We start from the raw sequence: 18,887 nt of genomic DNA, 5'->3' as shown, positions 1-18,887 counted from the left end.
GTCCCGTCACTGGCCGCCGTCGAAGGCGAGTTCGTGTTCCAGCGCTGACTGGCGGGTGAAGATTGCGGCGATCAGTTCGTCAGCGAGGTCGTGCTGCGTCTTGTCGGTCATGTCGATCTGCGTCGCCTTTTCCGCCCGCGTCGTAGGGGCGAAAACGCGCTTGACGACCGTCGGCGAGCCGCGCAGGCCGCATTTGTTGAGGTCCTCAATGCCAGCTTCGGCCGCGCTCCATTTCACGATCTGGCTGCGCGCGGCGCGCATGGCGTCGTCGAGCGAGCCCCTGCGGATTTCGTTGGTGCCTTCCAGCATTGTGATGAGGCAAGGCAGCCTGCTTTTCAGCATCTGCGTGCCGCCTTCCGAACGGCGCTTGACGGTGATCTCGCGCGCATCGAGATCGATAGAGTCGATCTTCGCCACATAGGTGAACTGCAGGAGGCCGAGGCGCTTGGCGATGCCGGGCCCGACTTGGGCGGTATCGCCGTCAATCGTCTGCTTGCCGGCGAAGACGATGTCCGGCGCGCCGAAGGTCTCACCAATTCTCACGATTGCCCGAGAAAGCGCGAAGGACGTCGCCAGCGTGTCGGAGCCGGCAAAACAACGGTCGGTCAAGAGTACCGCGCGGTCGGCGCCATAGGTGAGCGCCTTGCGCAGCGCATCTTCTGCCATCGGCGGACCCATCGTAAGCACCGTGACCTCGCCGCCATGGGCGCCGCGCAATCTCAGTGCCTCTTCGAGGGCGAACAGGTCGTAAGGGTTGATGATGGTCGGCACGCCCTGGCGCATGATCGTGTTCGTCACCGGGTGGACACGTATCTGCGCGGAGTCCGGCACCTGCTTGATACAGATTACAATGTGCATTGCGTCTTTCTCTGCTCCAATCCGCAAGCGGCCCTGGCGTTCATCTCCTTCGCAGCATCATTCGTGCCAACCATTTTGCGTTGCTCTGTTCCCTTTGAGATGGGGTTGTTTTCTTCCGAAGGTGCCGCCGTGATGACCGGGTTTGTCGGCTTTTCGACATTGTCGCGTCGCACTAGTGTCGCGTTCATTCTGTCCCGAACCGCCTCAGGATCGACTCGAACGGGACAAAGGTGTGGTCCCGAGTGGCCGGTTTGTCCGGATCGTGCTCTTTGAGCACCTTGAAGACCCGGTGGGTGAGTGGCGAGGATGTCGCGAAATCCTCATAGGCGCGTTCCAACGTCGCACGCGCCCGCGCGGCGATCACCCCGTCGGGAAGACCGGCGAAATCCTCTTCAGCGAGATATTGGCCCATGCGCTTCAGGATATGCAGCCGTGAGACATTGAGCACCTTCGGATCATAAGAGATGCAAAGGACTGCGAAGAACTCCTCCGCAGCCGACATGCTCTTCAGCCGGGCGAGGATGTCGGTGACATCGATGGCACGACTTTCAGCGAAACAACTGCGCATTGCATTCTCCTGGGCCGGAAATGGTGGTCGGGTTTGCGTTGTCGCCCAGGCCTGGCGCGGATTGAAGTCCTCTCGCCTGGCTGGCAGATGGGGAAAGCTCACGCAGCTTCTTAACGATCCCGGGCATGACCTCGAGCACCCGGTCGACGTCCTCCTCGCCGTTGTTGCGCGAAAAGGAGAAACGGATTGCGCCGTGTGCCGCGTTATTGGGGATATTCATCGCCACCAAGACGTGGCTCGGCTCCAGCGAGCCGCAGGCGCAAGCAGAGCCGGAGGAGCAGGCGATGCCCTCGCGATTGAGGAAATGCAGTATGCCCTCACCTTCGATATCTCCAAAGGCGATGTTTGCGGTGTTCGGCAACCGCTTTAGCAAATCGCCGACGACGAAGGCGTGTGGGATGCGCTGGAGAAGTTCCTTCTCCAGGCGGTCGCGCAACGCCTTTACCCGTGTGTTCGCGTCGTCCATGAATTTCAAGGCAAGATCGGCTGCCACGCCGAGACCGACGATGCCTGGCGTATTCTCCGTGCCGGCGCGGCGGTTGCCCTCCTGGCCTCCCCCCTTGATCAGCGGACAGAAGCGCACGCCGCGCTTTACATAAAGTGCGCCGACCCCTTTCGGTCCGTGTAATTTGTGACCGGAGAGAGACAGCATATCGATTGCCGTCGATTTCAAGTCGATCGCAAGCTTGCCGACCGCTTGCACCGCGTCGGTATGAAAAAGGGCGCCGACTTCCTTGGCCAACTCAGCAAGCTCGACCACCGGGAAGATCGTTCCGGTCTCGTTGTTCGCCGACATGATCGAGACGATCGCCACGCGCGGGGTGAGGGCGGCCTTATAGGTATCGAGGTCGAGCCGGCCGTGGCGATCCACCGGGATCCTATGCACCTTGATGCCGCGCGTCTTCTCAAGGTGGGCGCAAAGCGTCAGCACGGCCGAATGCTCGACTGCGGAAGTCACGATCTCTGTGCGCTCAGGCATCACCTCGAGCGCCGAGAGGATCGCGGCGTTGTCGCTTTCCGTCCCGCCCGAGGTGAAGGTGATCTCGTCGTCGAAATCCGCCCCGATCAGCGTTTGCACCTGCAGGCGCGTCTTTCTCACCGCCGCCCGGGCGGAAGCGCCAAAATCGTGGCTCGACGAAGGGTTGCCGAATTGGTCGGTAAAAAACGGCAGCATTGCTTGAACGACTTCAGGATCGACCCGTGTCGTTGCGTTGTTGTCCAGATAAACAGGCCTCATGGATGTGATCCTTCTCCCGAGCGCAATCTCGCAAAGCGCACGCCCGGTCTGTCATGATGATGGTTAGCCGAAGGAGTTGCCGCGGGCACTCGGCCCGCGCTTCTTGGAGCCGGCGCGGCCGCCCGCCTCGACCTTGATGCGCCAGCCTTGCGCCGGCCCGGGAAAGCGCGGTCTTTAGGTCACGTTGTTTTCGGTGTGCTGGATCATGGACTGTTTCTCCTTCAGGCCGGGACGCGTTCGCGAACAGCTACGCATGGACCGTGCCAAAGAAGGAAATCATTTCAAAACAATATGATGGGTCCAACACTGCTATGTCGCATGTCCGACATCGGCGTGAATTGTTCAACGCGGAACGCCGTTGAATCGGGCGTGAATTCCGCTTCGCGTGAGGAGCAATCCTGTCGGCCGTTCGCCAAGGATGCTCGCGCGACCGATGCGTCCTGTCGGGTTTGTCGAGTGCGCGACGCGGCGCTGTTCCGCCCCCGTTGCCTACTGAGATCTCGTTGTCATTGAAGAATATGCAGAAAATTCTTCTGAGATTCTTTCTGAGCCTTTGGCACGGCTATTGCGGTTCTCTCCTCGTAAGGCAGCGCGTGCCCGCGGCCGATGTTCATCTCTCGGGTGACATCGCGATCGATGGAACGAAGGAAAGAAAGCAACATGTCAGGCCCAGATCAGCTATCCACATTCCGAGCGATGTTTTCGTCCTCACGCAGACCGTCCATTTCAGGTTTCTTGAGACCGAGCGTCCTGGTGCGCTCGTACAAAGCCAAGCGTCGTTTTCACATCGATCTGCGCGGCGCCGCCTTTCGCGACGTTTTCGCCTTCACCATACGCCACTGGAGCAGGCAGCCGGTCCGGCTCGCGATCATTATGATCGCGGTGCTTGTCGCAACGCTCCTTGACGTTCTGACGCCGCTCTATTCCGGACGGCTCGTAGACGCGGTCGCCCAAGGAGCGGCAGCCGACGCCGTCGTGTGGGATGCGGCTCTTGCGGCCTTTTCAATGTTGATTGCGCTCACACTCGGCGCCGTCGTCATGCGCAACGTCGCCTTCATTGCCATCAATGACTTCATTCTGAAGATGATATCGGACATCGCCAGCGACGCGTTCCATCGCGTCCAGCGCTTTTCGACCGATTGGCATGCGAAAACCTTTGCCGGCTCGACGGTGCGCAAGATCACGCGCGGCATGTGGGCGCTCTGCCTCTTCAATGACACGATCCTTCTCGCGTTGTTCCCCTCGCTCATCATGCTCGTAGGCTCGAGCGTTCTGCTCGGCTGGTACTGGCCAATGATGGGGCTGATCATCGCCTGCGGCTCGGTCGGCTATGTGGCGCTGATCATTATCCTGTCGCTCGGCTATGTGGCGCCAGCGGCAAGCCTTGCCAACAATTGGGATACGAGGCTTGGCGGCTCGCTTGCGGACGCGATCAGCTGTAACGCGGTGGTCAAAGGCTTCGGCGCCGAAGCGCGGGAAGATTATCGCCTGGCGAAAGTCATCTCCAAGTGGCGGCACCGCACCCGCCGGACCTGGGTGCGCGGGACGGTCAGTGCTGCATTCCAGGGGATCATGCTTCTTGCGATGAGAGCGGCTTTGATCGGCTACGCCTTATTTATGTGGTCGCGCGGCCAGGCGACCCCAGGTGACATCGCCTTGGTGCTCGCGTCTTTCACCGTCCTGTATGGCTACTTGCGTGATGTTTCCATGCACGTGCGCACCATCCAGCGCTCTGTAAATGAGATGGAGGAACTGGTCAAAACCTACAGCCAGCCGCCGGACGTGGCCGATGTTCCGGGCGCCAAGCCGATCCGGATCACGAAGGGTCACATCGATTTTGAGAGCGTCCATTTCCACTACGGCAATCATTGGTCGCCATTCTACAGCGACTTGTCGATTTCGATTGAGGCCGGCGCACGGGTCGGTCTGGTAGGCCCCTCTGGCTCCGGCAAGACCACCTTCGTCAAGCTCATCCAGCGGCTTTACGACCTGGATGCTGGACGAATCTTGATCGATGGGCAGGACATCTCGCTGGTGACGCAGGCCTCGCTGCGCTCGCAGATCGCGATCGTACAGCAGGAGCCCCTCCTGTTCCACCGCTCGCTGGCCGAGAACATAGCCTATGGGCGGCCGGGTGCTTCTCGGTCCGACGTCGAGCAGGCGGCGCGGCTCGCCAGCGCGCATGACTTCATTGCGCGCCTGCCGAACGGCTACGGTACGCTGGTCGGCGAACGCGGCGTGAAGCTTTCAGGCGGCGAGCGCCAGCGTGTGGCAATAGCGCGCGCCTTCCTCGCCGATGCCCCGATCCTGATTCTGGACGAGGCGACATCGAGCCTCGACTCGGAATCGGAGGTGCTGATCCAGAAGGCGATGGAGCGGCTCATGGTCGGGCGCACCACGCTCGTCATTGCGCACCGGCTCTCGACGGTGCGCGAACTCGACCGGCTGCTTGTCTTCGACCGTGGTTGCATCACCGAGCAGGGCGACCATTCCGCGCTGATCCGTCGCGACGGCATCTACCGCCGCCTGTTCGAGCGGCAGGCCTTGGAGCTGACAAAGGGGTGGGATGAGACCAATGTGCAACGCGGTTGAACGCGGCGTGAATTCAGCTTCCCTCCCCAGCAATCCTGTCGGGCCGTTCCTGAAAAGGCGGCCGCAACCTGTCGTTGGATTTTTCGAATCCACGACACGCCTGGTGCCGACCTGTCTTCCTGCCGCGCTCTCGAGTAAACCAATGAATGGGATGCACACAATTTCTTATGAGCTTCGCCCTGCGTTCCCGGCACGGCGCTTGAGGCTTCCTCCTGAGGCGGCAGCCGCGCGATCATTTCGATCCTGGTTGATGCGATCAATGGAGCGAAGGAAAGCAACGCGCCGGGTGCGCGCCAGATACGCGTTCTCTGGCATAGAGGTGTCGCCAAAATCGACTCCCTCCCAGCATGCGCTCACCGCCCGCGTCGACGTCGGGCACAAGATCTTGATTGTCGGCTGCGACCCACCGCTCTTATGCCGAACTCGAAGGTGCAGGATACGGACCTGCGTCTCGCCGCGCGGGATTGCATAAACTGGCTATAGCGTCTCCCATGTACCGTCGGCATCACCGGTTCTTCTTCGAGACTCTCCGGAAACTCGCGGATATCGGCGCGAAACTGGTCGATGATGCGACTGCAGCTATTGCCTATCCCGACGTGGCGCGGGCGTGAAGAAACCGATTTTCGAGGAAGGATCATGTCAAACTTGGATGAGATGGCGAAGAAAGTCCGAAACCTTCAGCTGCGCGCGGCAATTGCCAAGACGAACTTGCGCGACCTTGCCGAGGGTCTCCCGGTCAAATGGATTGAGATAGAGGAAGTCGCCGAGAAAACGCATGCCGTTTATGCCGAATTGGATGGTGCCAGGAGAGAGCTCGCCAAAATGAAGACTTTGCGATGAGGAGCAAATTCATCAGCCGCGACGGCTCCACATGGGTGCCGGAATATCTGACCGCTATAGATGGCGCGACCTGCATCGGCTGCGGCCGCTGCTTCAAGGTCTGCTCGCGCGAGGTCATGCACCTTCATGGCGTCGATGACGCAGGCGAAATCCTCGGCATCTGCGCGGGTGAGGACGACGATTTCGATGGTGAGCTCAATCGCATGATCATGGTTGTCGACCATGCCGGCCGCTGCATTGGCTGCGGAGCCTGCGGCCGCGTCTGCCCAAAGAACTGCCAGACCCACCTTGCGGCCGACAAGCTTACTGCATGAGCTGGGGACAAGACCAGGAGAACGGCGTCACATTCGCCCATCACTATGGCTGTTTCAGCACCAGCCAATGGCCGCCGACCGACCCGGCGACGGCGTTCGACCGGCATGTGCTTGCCTGTGTTGTCTACCTCGCACTCAAGGAGGTCGAGGCCGGCAAGGCGACCGCGACCGAAGCAACCGGCCTTTCGCGTGCCGACCTGCGAGATGTCGTGACACGCTATTTCCCCGCTGTGCCCGTCAACGCCTTCGCGCTGGAAAAGCTGACCGATGCCGAGCCGGATATGGAGGAAGGGCTTCTGCGCGGCCTGCTCATTGGGCATGCCAAGCCAGGCGATGCGGCGAGCACCATCTTCGCCAAGATCATCGCCAGGCGTAGTTTGCGCAATGACCATCTGTGGCAGGACCTTGGCCTTTTCAATCGGGCCGAGCTCAGCCGCTTGATCGCCAGGCATTTCCCGGCGCTGGCGGCCGGCAACACCAAAAACATGAAATGGAAGAAGTACTTCTATCGTAAGCTCTGCGAGGCTGAAGGCTTTTCGCTATGCACCGCGCCCAGTTGTCAGGAATGCCGCGATTTCGAAAGCTGTTTTGGCCCGGAGGAAGGCCAAAGCCACTTGGCACGGATCAAGAACGGGTTCGCTTTGGATTAAGAGCCGCTTTCGTCGGCGCCGCCGCCCGGGCTTGAATGGCATCGAAGCCACGCGCGCTTTTCCCGGCGACGTCGCGCGGAGGACGGGATGTTGAGCGCCTCACGATATTTCGCAACGGTGCGGCGAGCAATGTCGATCCCGGTTTCCTTGAGCCGGGTGGCGATGTCGTCGTCAGAAAGCACTTCGTCGGGCGATTCTACGGCAACCATCGCCTTGATTTGATGGCGGACAGCTTCGGCGGAGTACGCGTCGCCGCCTTCGGAGGAGCCGATCGCGACAGTGAAAAAATACTTCAGTTCGAACACGCCGCGCGGGGTCAGCATGTACTTGTTCGACGTCACCCGGCTTACCGTCGACTGGTGCACGTTGATCGCATCCGCGACAGTCCTGAGATTGAGAGGCCGCAGGTGGGCGACGCCATGTTCCAAAAAGGCGTCCTGCTGGCGGATGATTTCAGCCGCTACCTTGAGGATCGTCTTGGCGCGCTGATCAAGGCTGCGGATTAGCCAGTTCGCGTTTTGGAGGCATTCGTTGAGAAATGACTGATCTTTCGAATTTTGGGGGTTTAGGCGTGAGACCTCGGCAAAATAGCTTTGGTTCATCAGCACTTTGGGCAGCGTGTCTGGATCAAGTTCGATTTGCCATCCGCCTCCGGGCGAGGGCAGGACCAAGACGTCGGGTATGATCGATTCAGGCCCCCCGGATTGGAATCGGTTTCCAGGCTTGGGATCGAGCGCGCGGATTTCGTGCAACATGTCGAGAAGGTCGTCTTCATCGACACCGCAATGGCGCTTCAATGTTTGAAAATCGCGTCGCGCTAGCGCTTCAAGATTGGCGACCAGCGCCTCCATCGCCGGGTCGAACCTGTCTAGCTGCCGCAATTGTATCTCAAGGCATTCGCTGAGAGTTCGCGCAAAAATCCCCGGGGGATCGAACTGCTGCAAAGTTCCGAGAACCCGTTCCACGTCAGCCTCCCGGACATTCAGGCTGCTGGCCAGTTCCGAAAAGTTCACCTGAATGTATCCGGTGTCTTCAAGATGACCGGCAAGCTCGCCAGCTATTCGCCGCTCCAGCGGCGCGAATGCGCTGAGAGCGATCTGACGAGCAACATGGTCGTGCAGTGTTTCGGTGGACGTGCAGGAATCTTCGAAAGCATGGTTTCCCCCCGGTGCGACATTGTTTTTGCCGCGGATTGATTTCCACTGCGAGGCCCGATCCGATATTCCGCCCGTGGTCGGCCCGATGTGCGGGTTTCCGGCCGAAATCGACGGAATATCCTTCGGCGCCCGGCCATCGTTTGGTGCCCGTTCCAGAAAGGGGTTCTTCTCGATTTCCTGCTCGACGAACTGATGCAGTTCGGGATGCGCCAGTTGCAGCAGGCGAATTGACTCCATCATTTGCGGCGTCAAAACCAACGATTGCTTCTGACGCTGAAGCAGGCTTGCTGAGGACTGCATGGTTAGCGTGAAACTCCTACCGAGCGACCCTTGGCCTTGGCCAATGGGATTTTCGAGACGTTGGCTCCTCTAGATCATGCAGCCGTCACGGCTTTGGCGGCTTTCAGCGTTTCAAGGACGTTCTGCGGCGACGATATGCCATAGGGGTCGGTCTCGCAGTTGTCGCAGAAACCGTCCTCCTCGAACCACCGCTCCAACACGCCATTGTTGATCACGGCAGCGTAGCGCCAGGAGCGCATGCCGAAGCCGAGATTGTTCTTGGCAACCAGCATGCCCATCTTGCGGGTGAACTCGCCCGAGCCGTCTGGGATGAGCTGGACTTTCTGCAGCCCCAGGGCGTTGCCCCAGGCATTCATGACGAAGGCATCGTTGACGGAAACGCAGTAGATCGCGTCAATTCCCTCCTTCTCGAACTCGTCGTAGAGCATTTCGAAATCGGGCAACTGGAAGGTCGAGCAGGTCGGGGTGAAAGCACCGGGCAGCGAGAACAGGACGATGCGCTTGCCGCTGAAATAATCGTCGGATGTCTTGTCTTCCCAGCGGTACGGGTTTGGCCCCTCGATGGACTCATCGCGAACACGCGTGCGAAAGGTGACGAAAGGAACCTTTTTTTTGACGGTCATCAATGTTGCTCCTGGAGGAAAAACTGGTGCGCTGCTTTTTCAGTTGAAACTGACACGGCATCGACCTCGGCCGGCAATTCGGCCGAGCGCCGCGCGTTTGCGTGTCGGAGCCATGGCAAAACCGCTCGCGAGCACGGGCGTTTGAAGAAAACGAGGTCTCGATTTGCGGCGGCAACGAGAACGGTTTCACTACGCGCTTGTATGGGGCGTCGCGAGGTCAGCAATGGTCTTGCTCCTGTCCACGTTGTGATGGGTTCTGCCGCGTACGACGCAAGCGCTATGCCATTTGATTTTTAGGGCAGGGGTTCACACTGATTTTTTGCAGCGACACTCTTTGCCTTGAGCGGCCAGAACCATGCCTTCGCCGAGACCGAGCGCGCCCATAATCACCTGATCGTGAGCTCTGGGCGGGGGGGATCCCCTTTATGCGTATCAAACCGCAAGCCTCTTTTGTCCGAAGCTGGACAACAATGTTGGAAGTCGGACCAGAGGGTCGCCGGGTCGCCGGCGCGGAGAATAGGTGGCTCGTATTCGGAGCGAGTATCTGTGGCCCATACTCGGAACGAGGGACAGGAGTCGATCGGGTTAACCTGACGAAGGTCCCTATTGGCCTCCGTTCTCAGATTGAGACGGCTGACTACGCGCTTCGCCCTATCGACGCTCGCCAGACAGCTTCGAAATCGGCAATGGGTACAAAAAAGCCAGCACGTCCATTGGCAAGCTGGCCATGTGCATCTTCCTGAACTGCGCTTGCGTGAGGCGGGCACGGTCCCGAGGTGACGGGAAAACCGCCTTGCACTCGCGGAGCATTTTGAAGCTGCCGCGACTTTGCTGTCGGGTTTGTCAGGTCCGCGACACGGCTGTGCTCCGCCAGGCTTGCGGCTGCGCAATCGTTCAAGCTGTTGAAGGATATGTAGAAATCTCCTGCAGAGCTCTTTCCGCGCCGCTGGCACGACTTTTGAAGCTCTCTCGTGAGGCGGCGGCAGCTGCCGCCTGGCGTTCATGTTGTGGGTGACATCGCGATCAATGCAGCCAAGCAAGGAAGACACCATGTCGGGTCCGCGTCGAGCCGATCTATCCAAAGGCATTGCCTGTGAAAGCCCGACTGGCGTGACTGGCGTGGACACCCGCAGTTCGCCTGGCACCGGCCAAAGGCCATCGATCGAGGAGGAGATGAGATTCGACCCGCATGTTTGCTCATGCCCTCATCGCCTGCGCTCGCGGAAATCAGCGAAGCGATGTCGACGGGTACCGCCTCTCGCGTGCCGAGCTACGGATATCCTGGAAGAGATGACCGGCCTGAACCCGTTGTGGGGAAGAGCTTCATTTCCGGCTCGCCGTTCGAAGCTTGAAAACGCCGCTTCTCCGACGATTTCGCTCGTCGGCTCTTTGGCGGGCAGGCAGCGGTCTGGCCAAGAGGGTTACGAGTTGCCGGATGGCCAAGATGCCATGCCGCGCGGCCTGGTTAGTGGTTAGACGGCAGGAGAATCCAATGGCGATCAACCCGGTTCCAGATCATGTCCCGCCCGAAATGGTGAGGGACTTCAGCCTGTTCACATCGCCAGGCATGCCACCAACGCCCAACGGGGATCCACACGCAGCTGTCGCTTGCGCCCATGACGGGCCTCCGATCTTCTATTCCCCCTACAACACGCAAGATGGCCGGGGCACCTGGGTCATCACCCGCGCCGCAGACCAGCGTAAGGTGCTGCAGGACGCTGAAACTTTTTCCAGCCATCGCAGCATCTTCTCCTCCATACTGGGCGAAACCTGGCCGACGATCCCGCTTGAGATCGATCCACCGGCCCATGGCGCATTTCGCGCTCTACTCAGTCCGCTGCTTTCGCCCAAGCGGGTGACGGCACTGGAACCGGCTGTCCGCGAGCAAGCGATCACGCTGATCGATAGGATCGCCGCATCGGGCACAAGCTGCGACGTCATGAAGGATTTTGCCTTTCCGTTCACTGTCAGCATCTTCCTTCGCTTTCTGGGGTTGCCGGATCAGGGACTCGATACATTTGTCGGCTGGGCGAAAGATCTGCTCCACGGCGACGATGTGGAACGACCGGTGGCTGCCCGCAAGATTGTGGCTTTCATCGATGAACTTGCATCCAATCGCCGCAAGAATCCGGTCGACGATCTCATGACCTTCATCGTGCAGGCGCAGGTCGAGGGCCGCCGGCTAACCGACGAGGAGATCCGTGGCATCGGCGTGCTTGTGTTCGTCGCGGGACTTGACACCGTCGCAGCAGCTATAGGCTTTGACCTGGCTTATCTAGCGCGCAACCTCAAGGATCAGGAACTGCTGCGCAGCGAACCGGACCGCATCCTGCTCGCAACCGAAGAATTGCTGCGGGCCTATCCGCCCATTCAGTTGATCCGCGTGGCTACGAAAGATATCGACTTCGAAGGCGCGCGGATCCGAAAGGGGGACTATGTTTCCTGCGCCACGATGATTGCAAATCGCGACCCGGAGGAATTCGAATCCCCCAACACGGTCGATCTGGCGCGAGAGCACAACCGCCACGCCGCCTTTGGCTATGGTCCCCACCGTTGCCTTGGCTCACACCTTGCCCGGCGCGAGATTGTCATTGGCCTGGAGGAGTGGCTGGCGCGCATACCGGCCTTCCGGATCAAGGAAGGTACAGCGCCCATCACCTGTGGCGGCCATGTGTTTGGGATCGAAAATCTGATCGTCGACTGGTCCTGACCAAGCAGCCTTAAGCCACGGCACAGACAATGGAGGGAGCACCATGCACATCGTCGTCCACAAAGCCAAATGCCAGGGTCACGCGCGATGCTCGGCGCAAGCGCCGGACATCTTCAAGCTTGATGACGAGGGCTACATCCTGCCCGGTGACATTGAGGTTGCGGAGGGGGAGCAACTGCTTGCGTCACAAGGCGCGCGATCCTGCCCCGAACGTGCGCTGGAAGTCGATCGCACATCGGCCGCGCGGTTCGAACCAGCCGCCATTCAACCAAGAGCTGGGGAAGCTTAGGTGGAATCGACGAGACGTGGCCCCACACCGCACAGCAAGGCGTCCGGCCGCTTCCCTGCCTACCTCCTCTCTGGCATCGAGACCTCCATGACACGCACGCGACACGTGAAGTTCGCCTTCGTTCTGGCTTCTTCAATAGCCGATCGGTTCGTCCTTGCACGCACCTAGAGGCACGAAACGCCTTCCAATCTCAGAATTTGCGACAGAGCGATGGGCCAGGCAAAAATCACCGAACTGCGCGACCGCGAGGCGATCCGCGACTGCCTTTATCGGTACTGCCGCGGCATAGACCGCGCGGATGAGGCTGCGCTGCGCAGTGCGTATTGGCCCGATGCGCATGACAATCACGGTGCCTATTGCGGCTCAGCCGAGGGCTTCTTTGAGTTTGCGCTTGGTCTCTTCAAGACCGGACCGCGCTTGATCCACCAGATCACGAACGTATTGATCGAATTCATCGACCCGGCGGAGGCCGTGGTTGAAAGCTATTTCACCGCGCTGCAACGCGGACCAGACAACGACGGAGAAGCACGCCAGGTGCTCCTCTGCGGCCGTTACTGCGATCTGTTTCAGAAGAGGGAAGGGGCGTGGCGCATTGCCGAACGGACCGTGGTTTACGATTGGTTCGAAGAGCAGACCCCACCAGCGGTCCCCGAGGCAGAACGGTTCGGCTTGCGGCAACCTATCGGAGCAGCGCATCCCAATGACCCGGTTTACGCGCTCAGGAAGCGCCGCAGCTCGTGATTAAAGTGAAAATGCAATGCATGTTCACCATAATGCTTTCCAAGGCTCCCAACTGGACAGCCGCATCCGGGAGCGGTCCCGGAACGCAACACGTCTACCCGGAATGGAAACTTGCGGTCACCAGGACGTCTTGCAATGCCGCGACCGGTCTTGCGGCTGGCTCGCGTCGAGATCGCTGACGCTATGCCTATGGGCGTCCAGGGCGGGTATGAACATGCTGACCGGGTGCATGGCGGCCGAACTCGGCTCGGTCGGCATTCGAACGGCCACCGTCGCTCTTGGCTACATCCGTACGCCTGACATTGCTCAGTTGGTCAAGTCCGGTCGCATCGATTCCGTAGCCGATCACGGGGTATCCCGATGGGCCGATGGGACAGCCTGAAGACGTCGCTGAGGCAGTGTTCTTCTGGCCTCGCCTGATGCCTCATACGTAAACGGCTCGACCCTCTACGTGGACGGCGGCTTGATCTCGTTGGCTGACACGCGAAACGCCCAGCCAACCGATCAAGAAGATCCAACGAAGGCTGCGGACGGATCCGTCGAATGTTCGCCGGCGGCGGGCTGCGGTTCGTCGAAGCCGATGAGGTTCAAGCATTGAGACTGCGGCTGCATGGCACGTCCGAAGCGCGGCTTGTCAGTGATCGTCTTCATCGATGACGGAAACCTCGTCATCAGGGTCGAAACACTAGCCAGTTTTGGCGGTTGCCTGCGGCCGCCGAACGATAAGCGGCTTTGCGCAAGATGGTCGACTACGTCGCCGCCAAGCCGGATCGATACCGCGGCCCACCCGCAATCGGCACAAGTCGAAGGCTTGATTGGCCACTTTGTGTGAACGAGGAAACGGCATGGAATTCGCGACGTTCATCTTGGCGGCCCAGCGAGGCTATCATCAATCGTGCGACAGCGTCATCGGTAACTCCATAGAACAGGCAATCGCTTCGGAGCAGGCTGGCTTCAACACCGCTTGGTTCGCCGAGCACCACTTCAACAATTACAGCCTGGTTCCCTCGCCCTTGATGATGGTGGCACACTGCGCTGGCCTTACGAGTACTATTCGTCTTGGCACCGGCGTCTGTGTGCTGCCGCTATATCAACCGCAGCGCCTGCTCTCCGAGATCGGCTTTGCCGATATCGTTTCGAACGGCCGCCTCGAACTCGGCGTCGGCTCGGGATACCAGCAGTTCGAGTTCGAGCGCTTCGGCGTCGATATCGATGAGGCGCCGGCCGTGTTTGCGGAATACCTGGATATTCTTCTCAAGGGCCTCAACCAGAAGGTCTTCGAGCACAATGGCCAGTATGAGAAGATACCTCTAACGGCGATTTCGCTGCGCACCATCCAAAGGCCAGCCCCACCGATCTGGATCGCCTGCGGGTCCGCGCGAAGCATGTGCCGGGCCTATCGTGAGGGCCACAATCTTTTCGTCACGGCGTTCCACAACGGCTTGGAAAACGTGAGAACGCTGCGTGAGACCATCGAGAAGGCGGCGGCCTCGCGGGGTAAGGATGTCACGGCCGCCAAGATAGGGCTTCTGCGCTGCTGCTATGCCAGCGACGATCAGGCGGAGATCGACAGCTATCTCGACAACGCCCGCTTCCAGCGCCGGCTATCTGAAGCACTTCACCAGCGCCGCCAGCAGAGCCGGGACGGCTATCTGCTGCAGGAAACACCGACGCAGCAGGATCTGTCGTTCGAGACCATGCGCCAGAACCTGCCGATCGGCAGCGTAAGTCGCGTCATCGATCGCCTGCTGGAAGAGATAAGTATCCTGAAGCCGGATCAGATCGCAATTCAGACCCAATTGGGAGATTTCGACCAAAAGACGATGCTACGCCAGATTGAGCTCTGGGGAGACAAGATCATTCCAGCGATCAACAAGTCGCTTGGTTAGGTCAAGGCTTGAAGTTCGGCGCGGCCACTGGGGGTGTTGAAATCTCGCGTGCCGATGTTCGACAATCGTCCAGGCGGCATGGATATATAATCAAGTCGCCTGGCGATTACCGGGATCGAAGACCAACGCCGTCCGTCACCTTGCCTGCACGGACCGCCGATCTTCCGCTCCCTGGGTCATCTCGCTTGAGATCGTTGATCGGCAGCCTGACGGGACGGCCGCCACGGCGTAGACGAATAGCCTCTCCCGCGACCCCTCTTGTGTCCGAAGTTGGACGAGGATGTCGGAAGCCCGACCAAGGGTCGAGAGGGGACCAGGCCCGCCGGTATGGAGAACTGGTGCGGCGCAGGTGGTACGCCAATTCGGCACGCGCCTTGCTTCATTGATTCTGTACGGTGCACGACAGTGGCAGATCGCCGATCGCTCGGCAGAGCGGTTCGTCCCTGAAAGTACTTGGTGGGGCAGCGATGGCAGGCTTGTCGGCTGGATAGCGTCGGTGGAGGTGAGACCGCATGGTGGAGAGGCAGTCTGGTGCGCAGACGCGCGAGAGCTTGCGCCGAATGATCGCATCCCGTGAACTCGCCTTCGCAATGGAGGCTCATGACGGCCTTTCGGCGGCGATTGCCGAGCGCGCTGGCTTCAAGGCGCTCTGGGCGTCCGGCCTCTCGATTTCGTCCAGCCTCGGATATCGAGATGCTAACGAGGCTTCCTGGTCCCAACTCGTCGATGTCGTTGAGCGAATCACCGACACGGTGGACATTCCAGTCCTCGTCGACGGCGACAGCGGGTTCGGGAACTTCAACAATGCCCGTTTGGTCGCCCGCAAGCTGCGCCAACATGGTGCGAGCGGCATATGTCTCGAGGACACGGCGTTCCCGAAAATGAACTCGTTCGTCGGCAATCGGCACCCGTTGGCCGATATTCCCGAGTTCTGCGGCCGGCTTAAGGCAGTGAAGGACCAAGTGCCGGATGCGGAGTTCGTTCTGGTCGCCCGGATCGAGGCGCTCATCGCCGGCCATGGAGAGGATGAGGCGCTGGCGCGGGCACAAGCATACGCTGAGGCGGGCGCCGATGCCATTCTAATTCATTCCCGCAAGTCCAACGCTGAGCAGATTTTCGCCTTCACGCGCGCCTGGCAGAACCGCCTTCCGGTCGTGATCGTGCCCACGAAATATTACCGCACGCCGGTCTCCGCGTATCGGGCGGCCGGAATCTCCACGGTCATCTGGGCGAACCACAACATGCGCGCGGCGATATCGGCCATGCGCCAGGTCTGCGACCGCATCCTCCGCGAAGAAAGTACCGCCGGTATCGAGGACGAGGTGGCGACGCTCGACGAACTCTTCGATCTGCTCAATTACCAGGAACTCTCAGCGGCGGAAGAGAAATATCTGCCGCAGACGGCGACCGGCGTCCGGTAGCAGGCCCAGCCCGTCTTTTTGAAAGGCAAAACGAAAACGGGAGCGCACATGCTTGCGCATCGGACAAAACTGTTCAGTTCATCGGGTACCGCCGCGGCGCGCGCTGCCGCAAAAGCGGCGGCCGATGCTCGCAAGGAGATCATCGATCTGACCGCCGGCGAGATCTGGAGCGAGCTTGCTCCCAGGATTCGCGACGGCGCGATCGACGCCATCAATAAGGGCGTCAATCGCTACACCGATACCGTTGGCATGGTGGAACTGCGCGAGGCACTGGCGTCGAAGATCTCCCTCGATACCGGACAGATCTGGAAGGCCGAGGAAGTTGCCGTGACGTCCGGAGCGAAGCAGGCCTTGTTCAATGCCGCAATGGTGCTGCTAAACCCGGGCGACGAGGTCATCATCCCGGCGCCTTACTGGACAACGTTTCCCGCCCAGGTGCTAATCGCCGGCGGCACACCGGTCTTCGTCGACACCAAATCCAACGGTTACGTTCCGCGCCCCGAGCACATGAAGAAGGCGGTCACCGAACGGACGCGGGCGATTGTCGTCAACACGCCCAGCAATCCGGCCGGTGCGGTCTACGATGTTGAGACCCTGATGGCCATCGCTCAATTGGCGGTCAGCCGCAACCTGTGGATCATTTTCGACGAGTGCTATGGCGACTTCATGTATGGGCATCATACCCATCACCCGATCGTCTCGGTCGCTCCCGACATTCGAGCACGCGCGTTGATCGTCAACTCCTTCAGCAAATCGCTGGCATTGACCGGTTGGCGCATCGGCTATCTGGCGGGTCCAAAAAGGGTGATCAATGCCGTCAAGGCCCTGCAATCGCACACCACTTCGAATCCAAACGTAATTGCCCAGCACGCGGTGCTCGCCCATTTGCAAAGGGGTGGGTCGGACTATGAAAGCAAGCTGCGTTCACGCCTGACAAGCGCCAGGCGGGTCGGTCTCGACGTGCTTTCTTCGTTGACGCGTGTACCGGTCGCCAACTCGCAGGGGGGCTTTTATTTCTACCTTGACCTTTCCCATCTGCTGCGACCGGGATCGGAAAACGGCGCCTCAACGACAGCCGACGATATCGTGACGGCTCTGCTTGCCGAAACTGGCGTCGCAGCTGTATCGGGCACCGCGTTCGGCGACCCCGTCGGGTTGCGCCTCTCCTATGGAATCCCACCTGAAAAACTCGCGACCGGACTGGCCCGGCTCGTGGAATTCCTCAACGTCTGGAAATGACACCGCAACAACGAAAGAGGTGAATGAGATGCCTCCCGCTGCTCCCAGGAAAGCCGTCATTCTCGCTGCTGGCTTCGGCTCCCGCCTGCGTCCGCTAACCGATCTGTGTCCCAAGCCCCTCGTCGAAGTCAACGGCACACCGATACTTCACAATGCACTGTGGAACCTTCAGGCGGTTGGAGTTGAACAGGTGACGATTGTTGTCGGCTATCGCAAGGATGCCATTCGCCATTCCTGTGACGAACGCTTCGGCAGACTTGAAATCAACTATGTCGAGTCCTCGGTCTTCGACAAGACAGGGAGCGCCTACTCGCTCTGGCTGGCGCGCGACACGCTTCTTTCCGGCGACTGTTTTCTCCTCGAAGGTGACGTCTTCTTCGAAGATGGTGCACTGCGCCACCTGATCATGGGGAAGGCGGCAAATGCCGCCGCGGTCGCGCCGTTCGATCCATCCATGGAAGGGTCCGCAGCCGTCCTTTCCAGCGACGGTTTCATATCCGAAGTCCGGTTGAAGCAGACGGCAGCTAATCTGGTATCAGGCAGCCCGGCGCTCTTCAAGATGATGAACCTCATCCGGTTCTCTGGCGCCGAACTCCAAACGGTGATCGTCCCGGGCCTCCACGACCTGATCGGCTCGGGCGCGATCAAAGCCTATACCGAGGAGTTGCTGGCGCATCTCATCGAGCAGCGCGGATTGCAAGTCGCCGCGGTGCGATGCGACGATTTGCGATGGTACGAGATCGACAGTGAACAGGACCTGCGGGTGGCGGAGAGGATTTTCGCCTTCGAGCGGCCTCACAGAGACAGTGCCGGCACCGTAGCGCCAGCCGCCGTCGCGGGGGTCGGAGGATGATCCGCTATCTGTTCGATGCTGCAAACGCCATTACGGCCCTTGGGCTGATCTTGGCCACCACCGCGATCTACTTTGCTTTGGTCGGACGCTTCGAGATTGGCATCTGTTTCGGCTTGTGGGCTCTTTTGGCGGATGATGCCGACGGCATGGTCGCGAAGAGTTCCCCGAACCGGTCCGCTTTGATCGCACAGCTGGGAGGCGCGTTCGACGGGCTGCTTGATTTGGTCTACGCAGCCGTATTTCCAGCGGTTCTGATTTTGTCCTTCAACGCGTTCTCCGTTCCCGCATTGTTGGCTGCCAACTGCCTCATCCTGTCAGGGGCTCTGCGCCTCAGCTATTTTTCGACGTTCGGACTGGACGCTGACGGATTCAGCAGAGGATTGCCGTTGAACAATAACCTCTTCGTGTTGGCGTTGCTCTTCGTCGCCGACCATCACTTGCCGGTCCAAGGCCTGGGCAACCTATTGATCGGAGCAGGGTTTGTGCTGTCGGTCCTGCATCTTTCAAACTTCAAATTTCCGGGTACCGGCAGTGCGTTGCGCTTGGCCAACCTTACACTGGTCGCAGCCGGATCTGTCGCCTTGCTCACAAAGTGAATTGGTTTGC

Annotated in this window: 19 protein-coding genes; 13 read left to right on the top strand and 6 right to left on the bottom strand. The window is 59.9% G+C overall.

Annotated elements, in window-relative coordinates:
* Window positions 1-6: 6 nt before the first annotated feature.
* The 3 genes from AC0L3I_RS24465 to nifS all read right to left on the bottom strand — a co-directional run bounded on the left by AC0L3I_RS24465 (window position 7) and on the right by nifS (window position 2,663).
* A complete protein-coding gene (locus tag AC0L3I_RS24465) occupies window positions 7-858 on the bottom strand; it encodes an electron transfer flavoprotein subunit beta/FixA family protein (RefSeq protein ID WP_473528495.1) in 852 nt (283 codons plus the stop codon).
* Between the two features lie 184 nt (window positions 859-1,042).
* Complete coding sequence (gene nifW, locus AC0L3I_RS24460; RefSeq protein WP_473528494.1) at window positions 1,043-1,426, bottom strand: nitrogenase stabilizing/protective protein NifW; 384 nt, start codon at window positions 1,424-1,426, stop codon at window positions 1,043-1,045.
* Entirely contained in the window at window positions 1,407-2,663 is a 1,257-nt protein-coding gene (gene nifS, locus AC0L3I_RS24455; RefSeq protein ID WP_473528493.1) for a cysteine desulfurase NifS, read from the bottom strand. The genes nifW and nifS overlap by 20 nt, the downstream gene beginning before the upstream one ends.
* A 696-nt stretch (window positions 2,664-3,359) precedes the next feature.
* Between nifS and AC0L3I_RS24450 the strand changes: the two genes are divergently transcribed.
* The 5 genes from AC0L3I_RS24450 (at window position 3,360) to AC0L3I_RS24430 (ending at window position 7,059) form a co-directional block, all read left to right on the top strand.
* Complete coding sequence (locus tag AC0L3I_RS24450) at window positions 3,360-5,255, top strand: ABC transporter ATP-binding protein (RefSeq protein ID WP_473528534.1); 1,896 nt, start codon at window positions 3,360-3,362, stop codon at window positions 5,253-5,255.
* A gap of 389 nt (window positions 5,256-5,644) precedes the next feature.
* Complete coding sequence (locus AC0L3I_RS24445; protein ID WP_473528492.1) at window positions 5,645-5,866, top strand: DUF269 domain-containing protein; 222 nt, start codon at window positions 5,645-5,647, stop codon at window positions 5,864-5,866.
* A gap of 25 nt (window positions 5,867-5,891) precedes the next feature.
* Window positions 5,892-6,095, top strand: a complete 204-nt coding sequence (locus AC0L3I_RS24440) for a CCE_0567 family metalloprotein (RefSeq protein ID WP_473528533.1) — start codon at window positions 5,892-5,894, stop codon at window positions 6,093-6,095.
* A complete protein-coding gene (fdxB, locus tag AC0L3I_RS24435; protein ID WP_473528491.1) occupies window positions 6,092-6,409 on the top strand; it encodes a ferredoxin III, nif-specific in 318 nt (105 codons plus the stop codon). Before AC0L3I_RS24440 ends, fdxB begins: the two co-directional genes overlap by 4 nt.
* The gene (locus AC0L3I_RS24430; protein ID WP_473528490.1) at window positions 6,406-7,059 is read left to right on the top strand and encodes a nitrogen fixation protein NifQ; all 654 of its coding nucleotides are present in this window, start codon (window positions 6,406-6,408) and stop codon (window positions 7,057-7,059) included. The genes fdxB and AC0L3I_RS24430 overlap by 4 nt, the downstream gene beginning before the upstream one ends.
* On the opposite strand, the gene rpoN is transcribed toward AC0L3I_RS24430, so the two are convergent.
* Window positions 7,056-8,516, bottom strand: coding sequence for an RNA polymerase factor sigma-54 (gene rpoN / locus AC0L3I_RS24425; protein WP_473528489.1), 1,461 nt, complete (start codon window positions 8,514-8,516; stop codon window positions 7,056-7,058). The two genes, AC0L3I_RS24430 and rpoN, sit on opposite strands and share 4 nt — an antisense overlap.
* A gap of 74 nt (window positions 8,517-8,590) precedes the next feature.
* Window positions 8,591-9,139 carry a redoxin family protein gene (locus AC0L3I_RS24420; RefSeq protein ID WP_473528488.1) on the bottom strand — a complete coding sequence of 183 codons (549 nt, stop codon included), beginning with the start codon at window positions 9,137-9,139 and terminating at the stop codon, window positions 8,591-8,593.
* Window positions 9,140-10,631: 1,492 nt separating this feature from the next.
* Here AC0L3I_RS24420 and AC0L3I_RS24415 point away from each other — a divergent pair.
* From AC0L3I_RS24415 to AC0L3I_RS24405, 3 genes are all read left to right on the top strand, one after another.
* Complete coding sequence (locus tag AC0L3I_RS24415) at window positions 10,632-11,849, top strand: cytochrome P450 (protein WP_473528487.1); 1,218 nt, start codon at window positions 10,632-10,634, stop codon at window positions 11,847-11,849.
* A gap of 43 nt (window positions 11,850-11,892) precedes the next feature.
* Window positions 11,893-12,138: a ferredoxin gene (locus AC0L3I_RS24410; RefSeq protein WP_473528486.1), complete on the top strand. Its 246-nt coding sequence runs from the start codon at window positions 11,893-11,895 to the stop codon at window positions 12,136-12,138.
* A gap of 210 nt (window positions 12,139-12,348) precedes the next feature.
* Window positions 12,349-12,879 (top strand): nuclear transport factor 2 family protein, encoded by a 531-nt coding sequence (locus AC0L3I_RS24405; protein WP_473528485.1) that lies wholly within the window; start codon window positions 12,349-12,351, stop codon window positions 12,877-12,879.
* Window positions 12,880-13,383: 504 nt separating this feature from the next.
* Here AC0L3I_RS24405 and AC0L3I_RS24400 read toward each other — a convergent pair.
* Window positions 13,384-13,530, bottom strand: a complete 147-nt coding sequence (locus AC0L3I_RS24400; protein ID WP_473528484.1) for a hypothetical protein — start codon at window positions 13,528-13,530, stop codon at window positions 13,384-13,386.
* Window positions 13,531-13,724: 194 nt separating this feature from the next.
* Between AC0L3I_RS24400 and AC0L3I_RS24395 the strand changes: the two genes are divergently transcribed.
* The 5 genes from AC0L3I_RS24395 to AC0L3I_RS24375 all read left to right on the top strand — a co-directional run bounded on the left by AC0L3I_RS24395 (window position 13,725) and on the right by AC0L3I_RS24375 (window position 18,877).
* Window positions 13,725-14,768, top strand: coding sequence for an LLM class flavin-dependent oxidoreductase (locus tag AC0L3I_RS24395; RefSeq protein WP_473528483.1), 1,044 nt, complete (start codon window positions 13,725-13,727; stop codon window positions 14,766-14,768).
* Window positions 14,769-15,328: 560 nt separating this feature from the next.
* Window positions 15,329-16,189, top strand: coding sequence for a phosphoenolpyruvate mutase (gene aepX / locus AC0L3I_RS24390; protein WP_473528482.1), 861 nt, complete (start codon window positions 15,329-15,331; stop codon window positions 16,187-16,189).
* Window positions 16,190-16,237: 48 nt separating this feature from the next.
* Entirely contained in the window at window positions 16,238-17,428 is a 1,191-nt protein-coding gene (locus AC0L3I_RS24385) for an aminotransferase class I/II-fold pyridoxal phosphate-dependent enzyme (protein WP_473528481.1), read from the top strand.
* Between the two features lie 28 nt (window positions 17,429-17,456).
* Window positions 17,457-18,281 (top strand): phosphocholine cytidylyltransferase family protein, encoded by an 825-nt coding sequence (locus tag AC0L3I_RS24380; protein ID WP_473528480.1) that lies wholly within the window; start codon window positions 17,457-17,459, stop codon window positions 18,279-18,281.
* Entirely contained in the window at window positions 18,278-18,877 is a 600-nt protein-coding gene (locus AC0L3I_RS24375; protein WP_473528479.1) for a CDP-alcohol phosphatidyltransferase family protein, read from the top strand. Before AC0L3I_RS24380 ends, AC0L3I_RS24375 begins: the two co-directional genes overlap by 4 nt.
* Window positions 18,878-18,887 lie beyond the last annotated feature (10 nt).

The organism is Mesorhizobium sp. WSM4840 (assembly GCF_055811755.1).
This window is presented reverse-complemented; position numbering and strand designations above follow the sequence as displayed.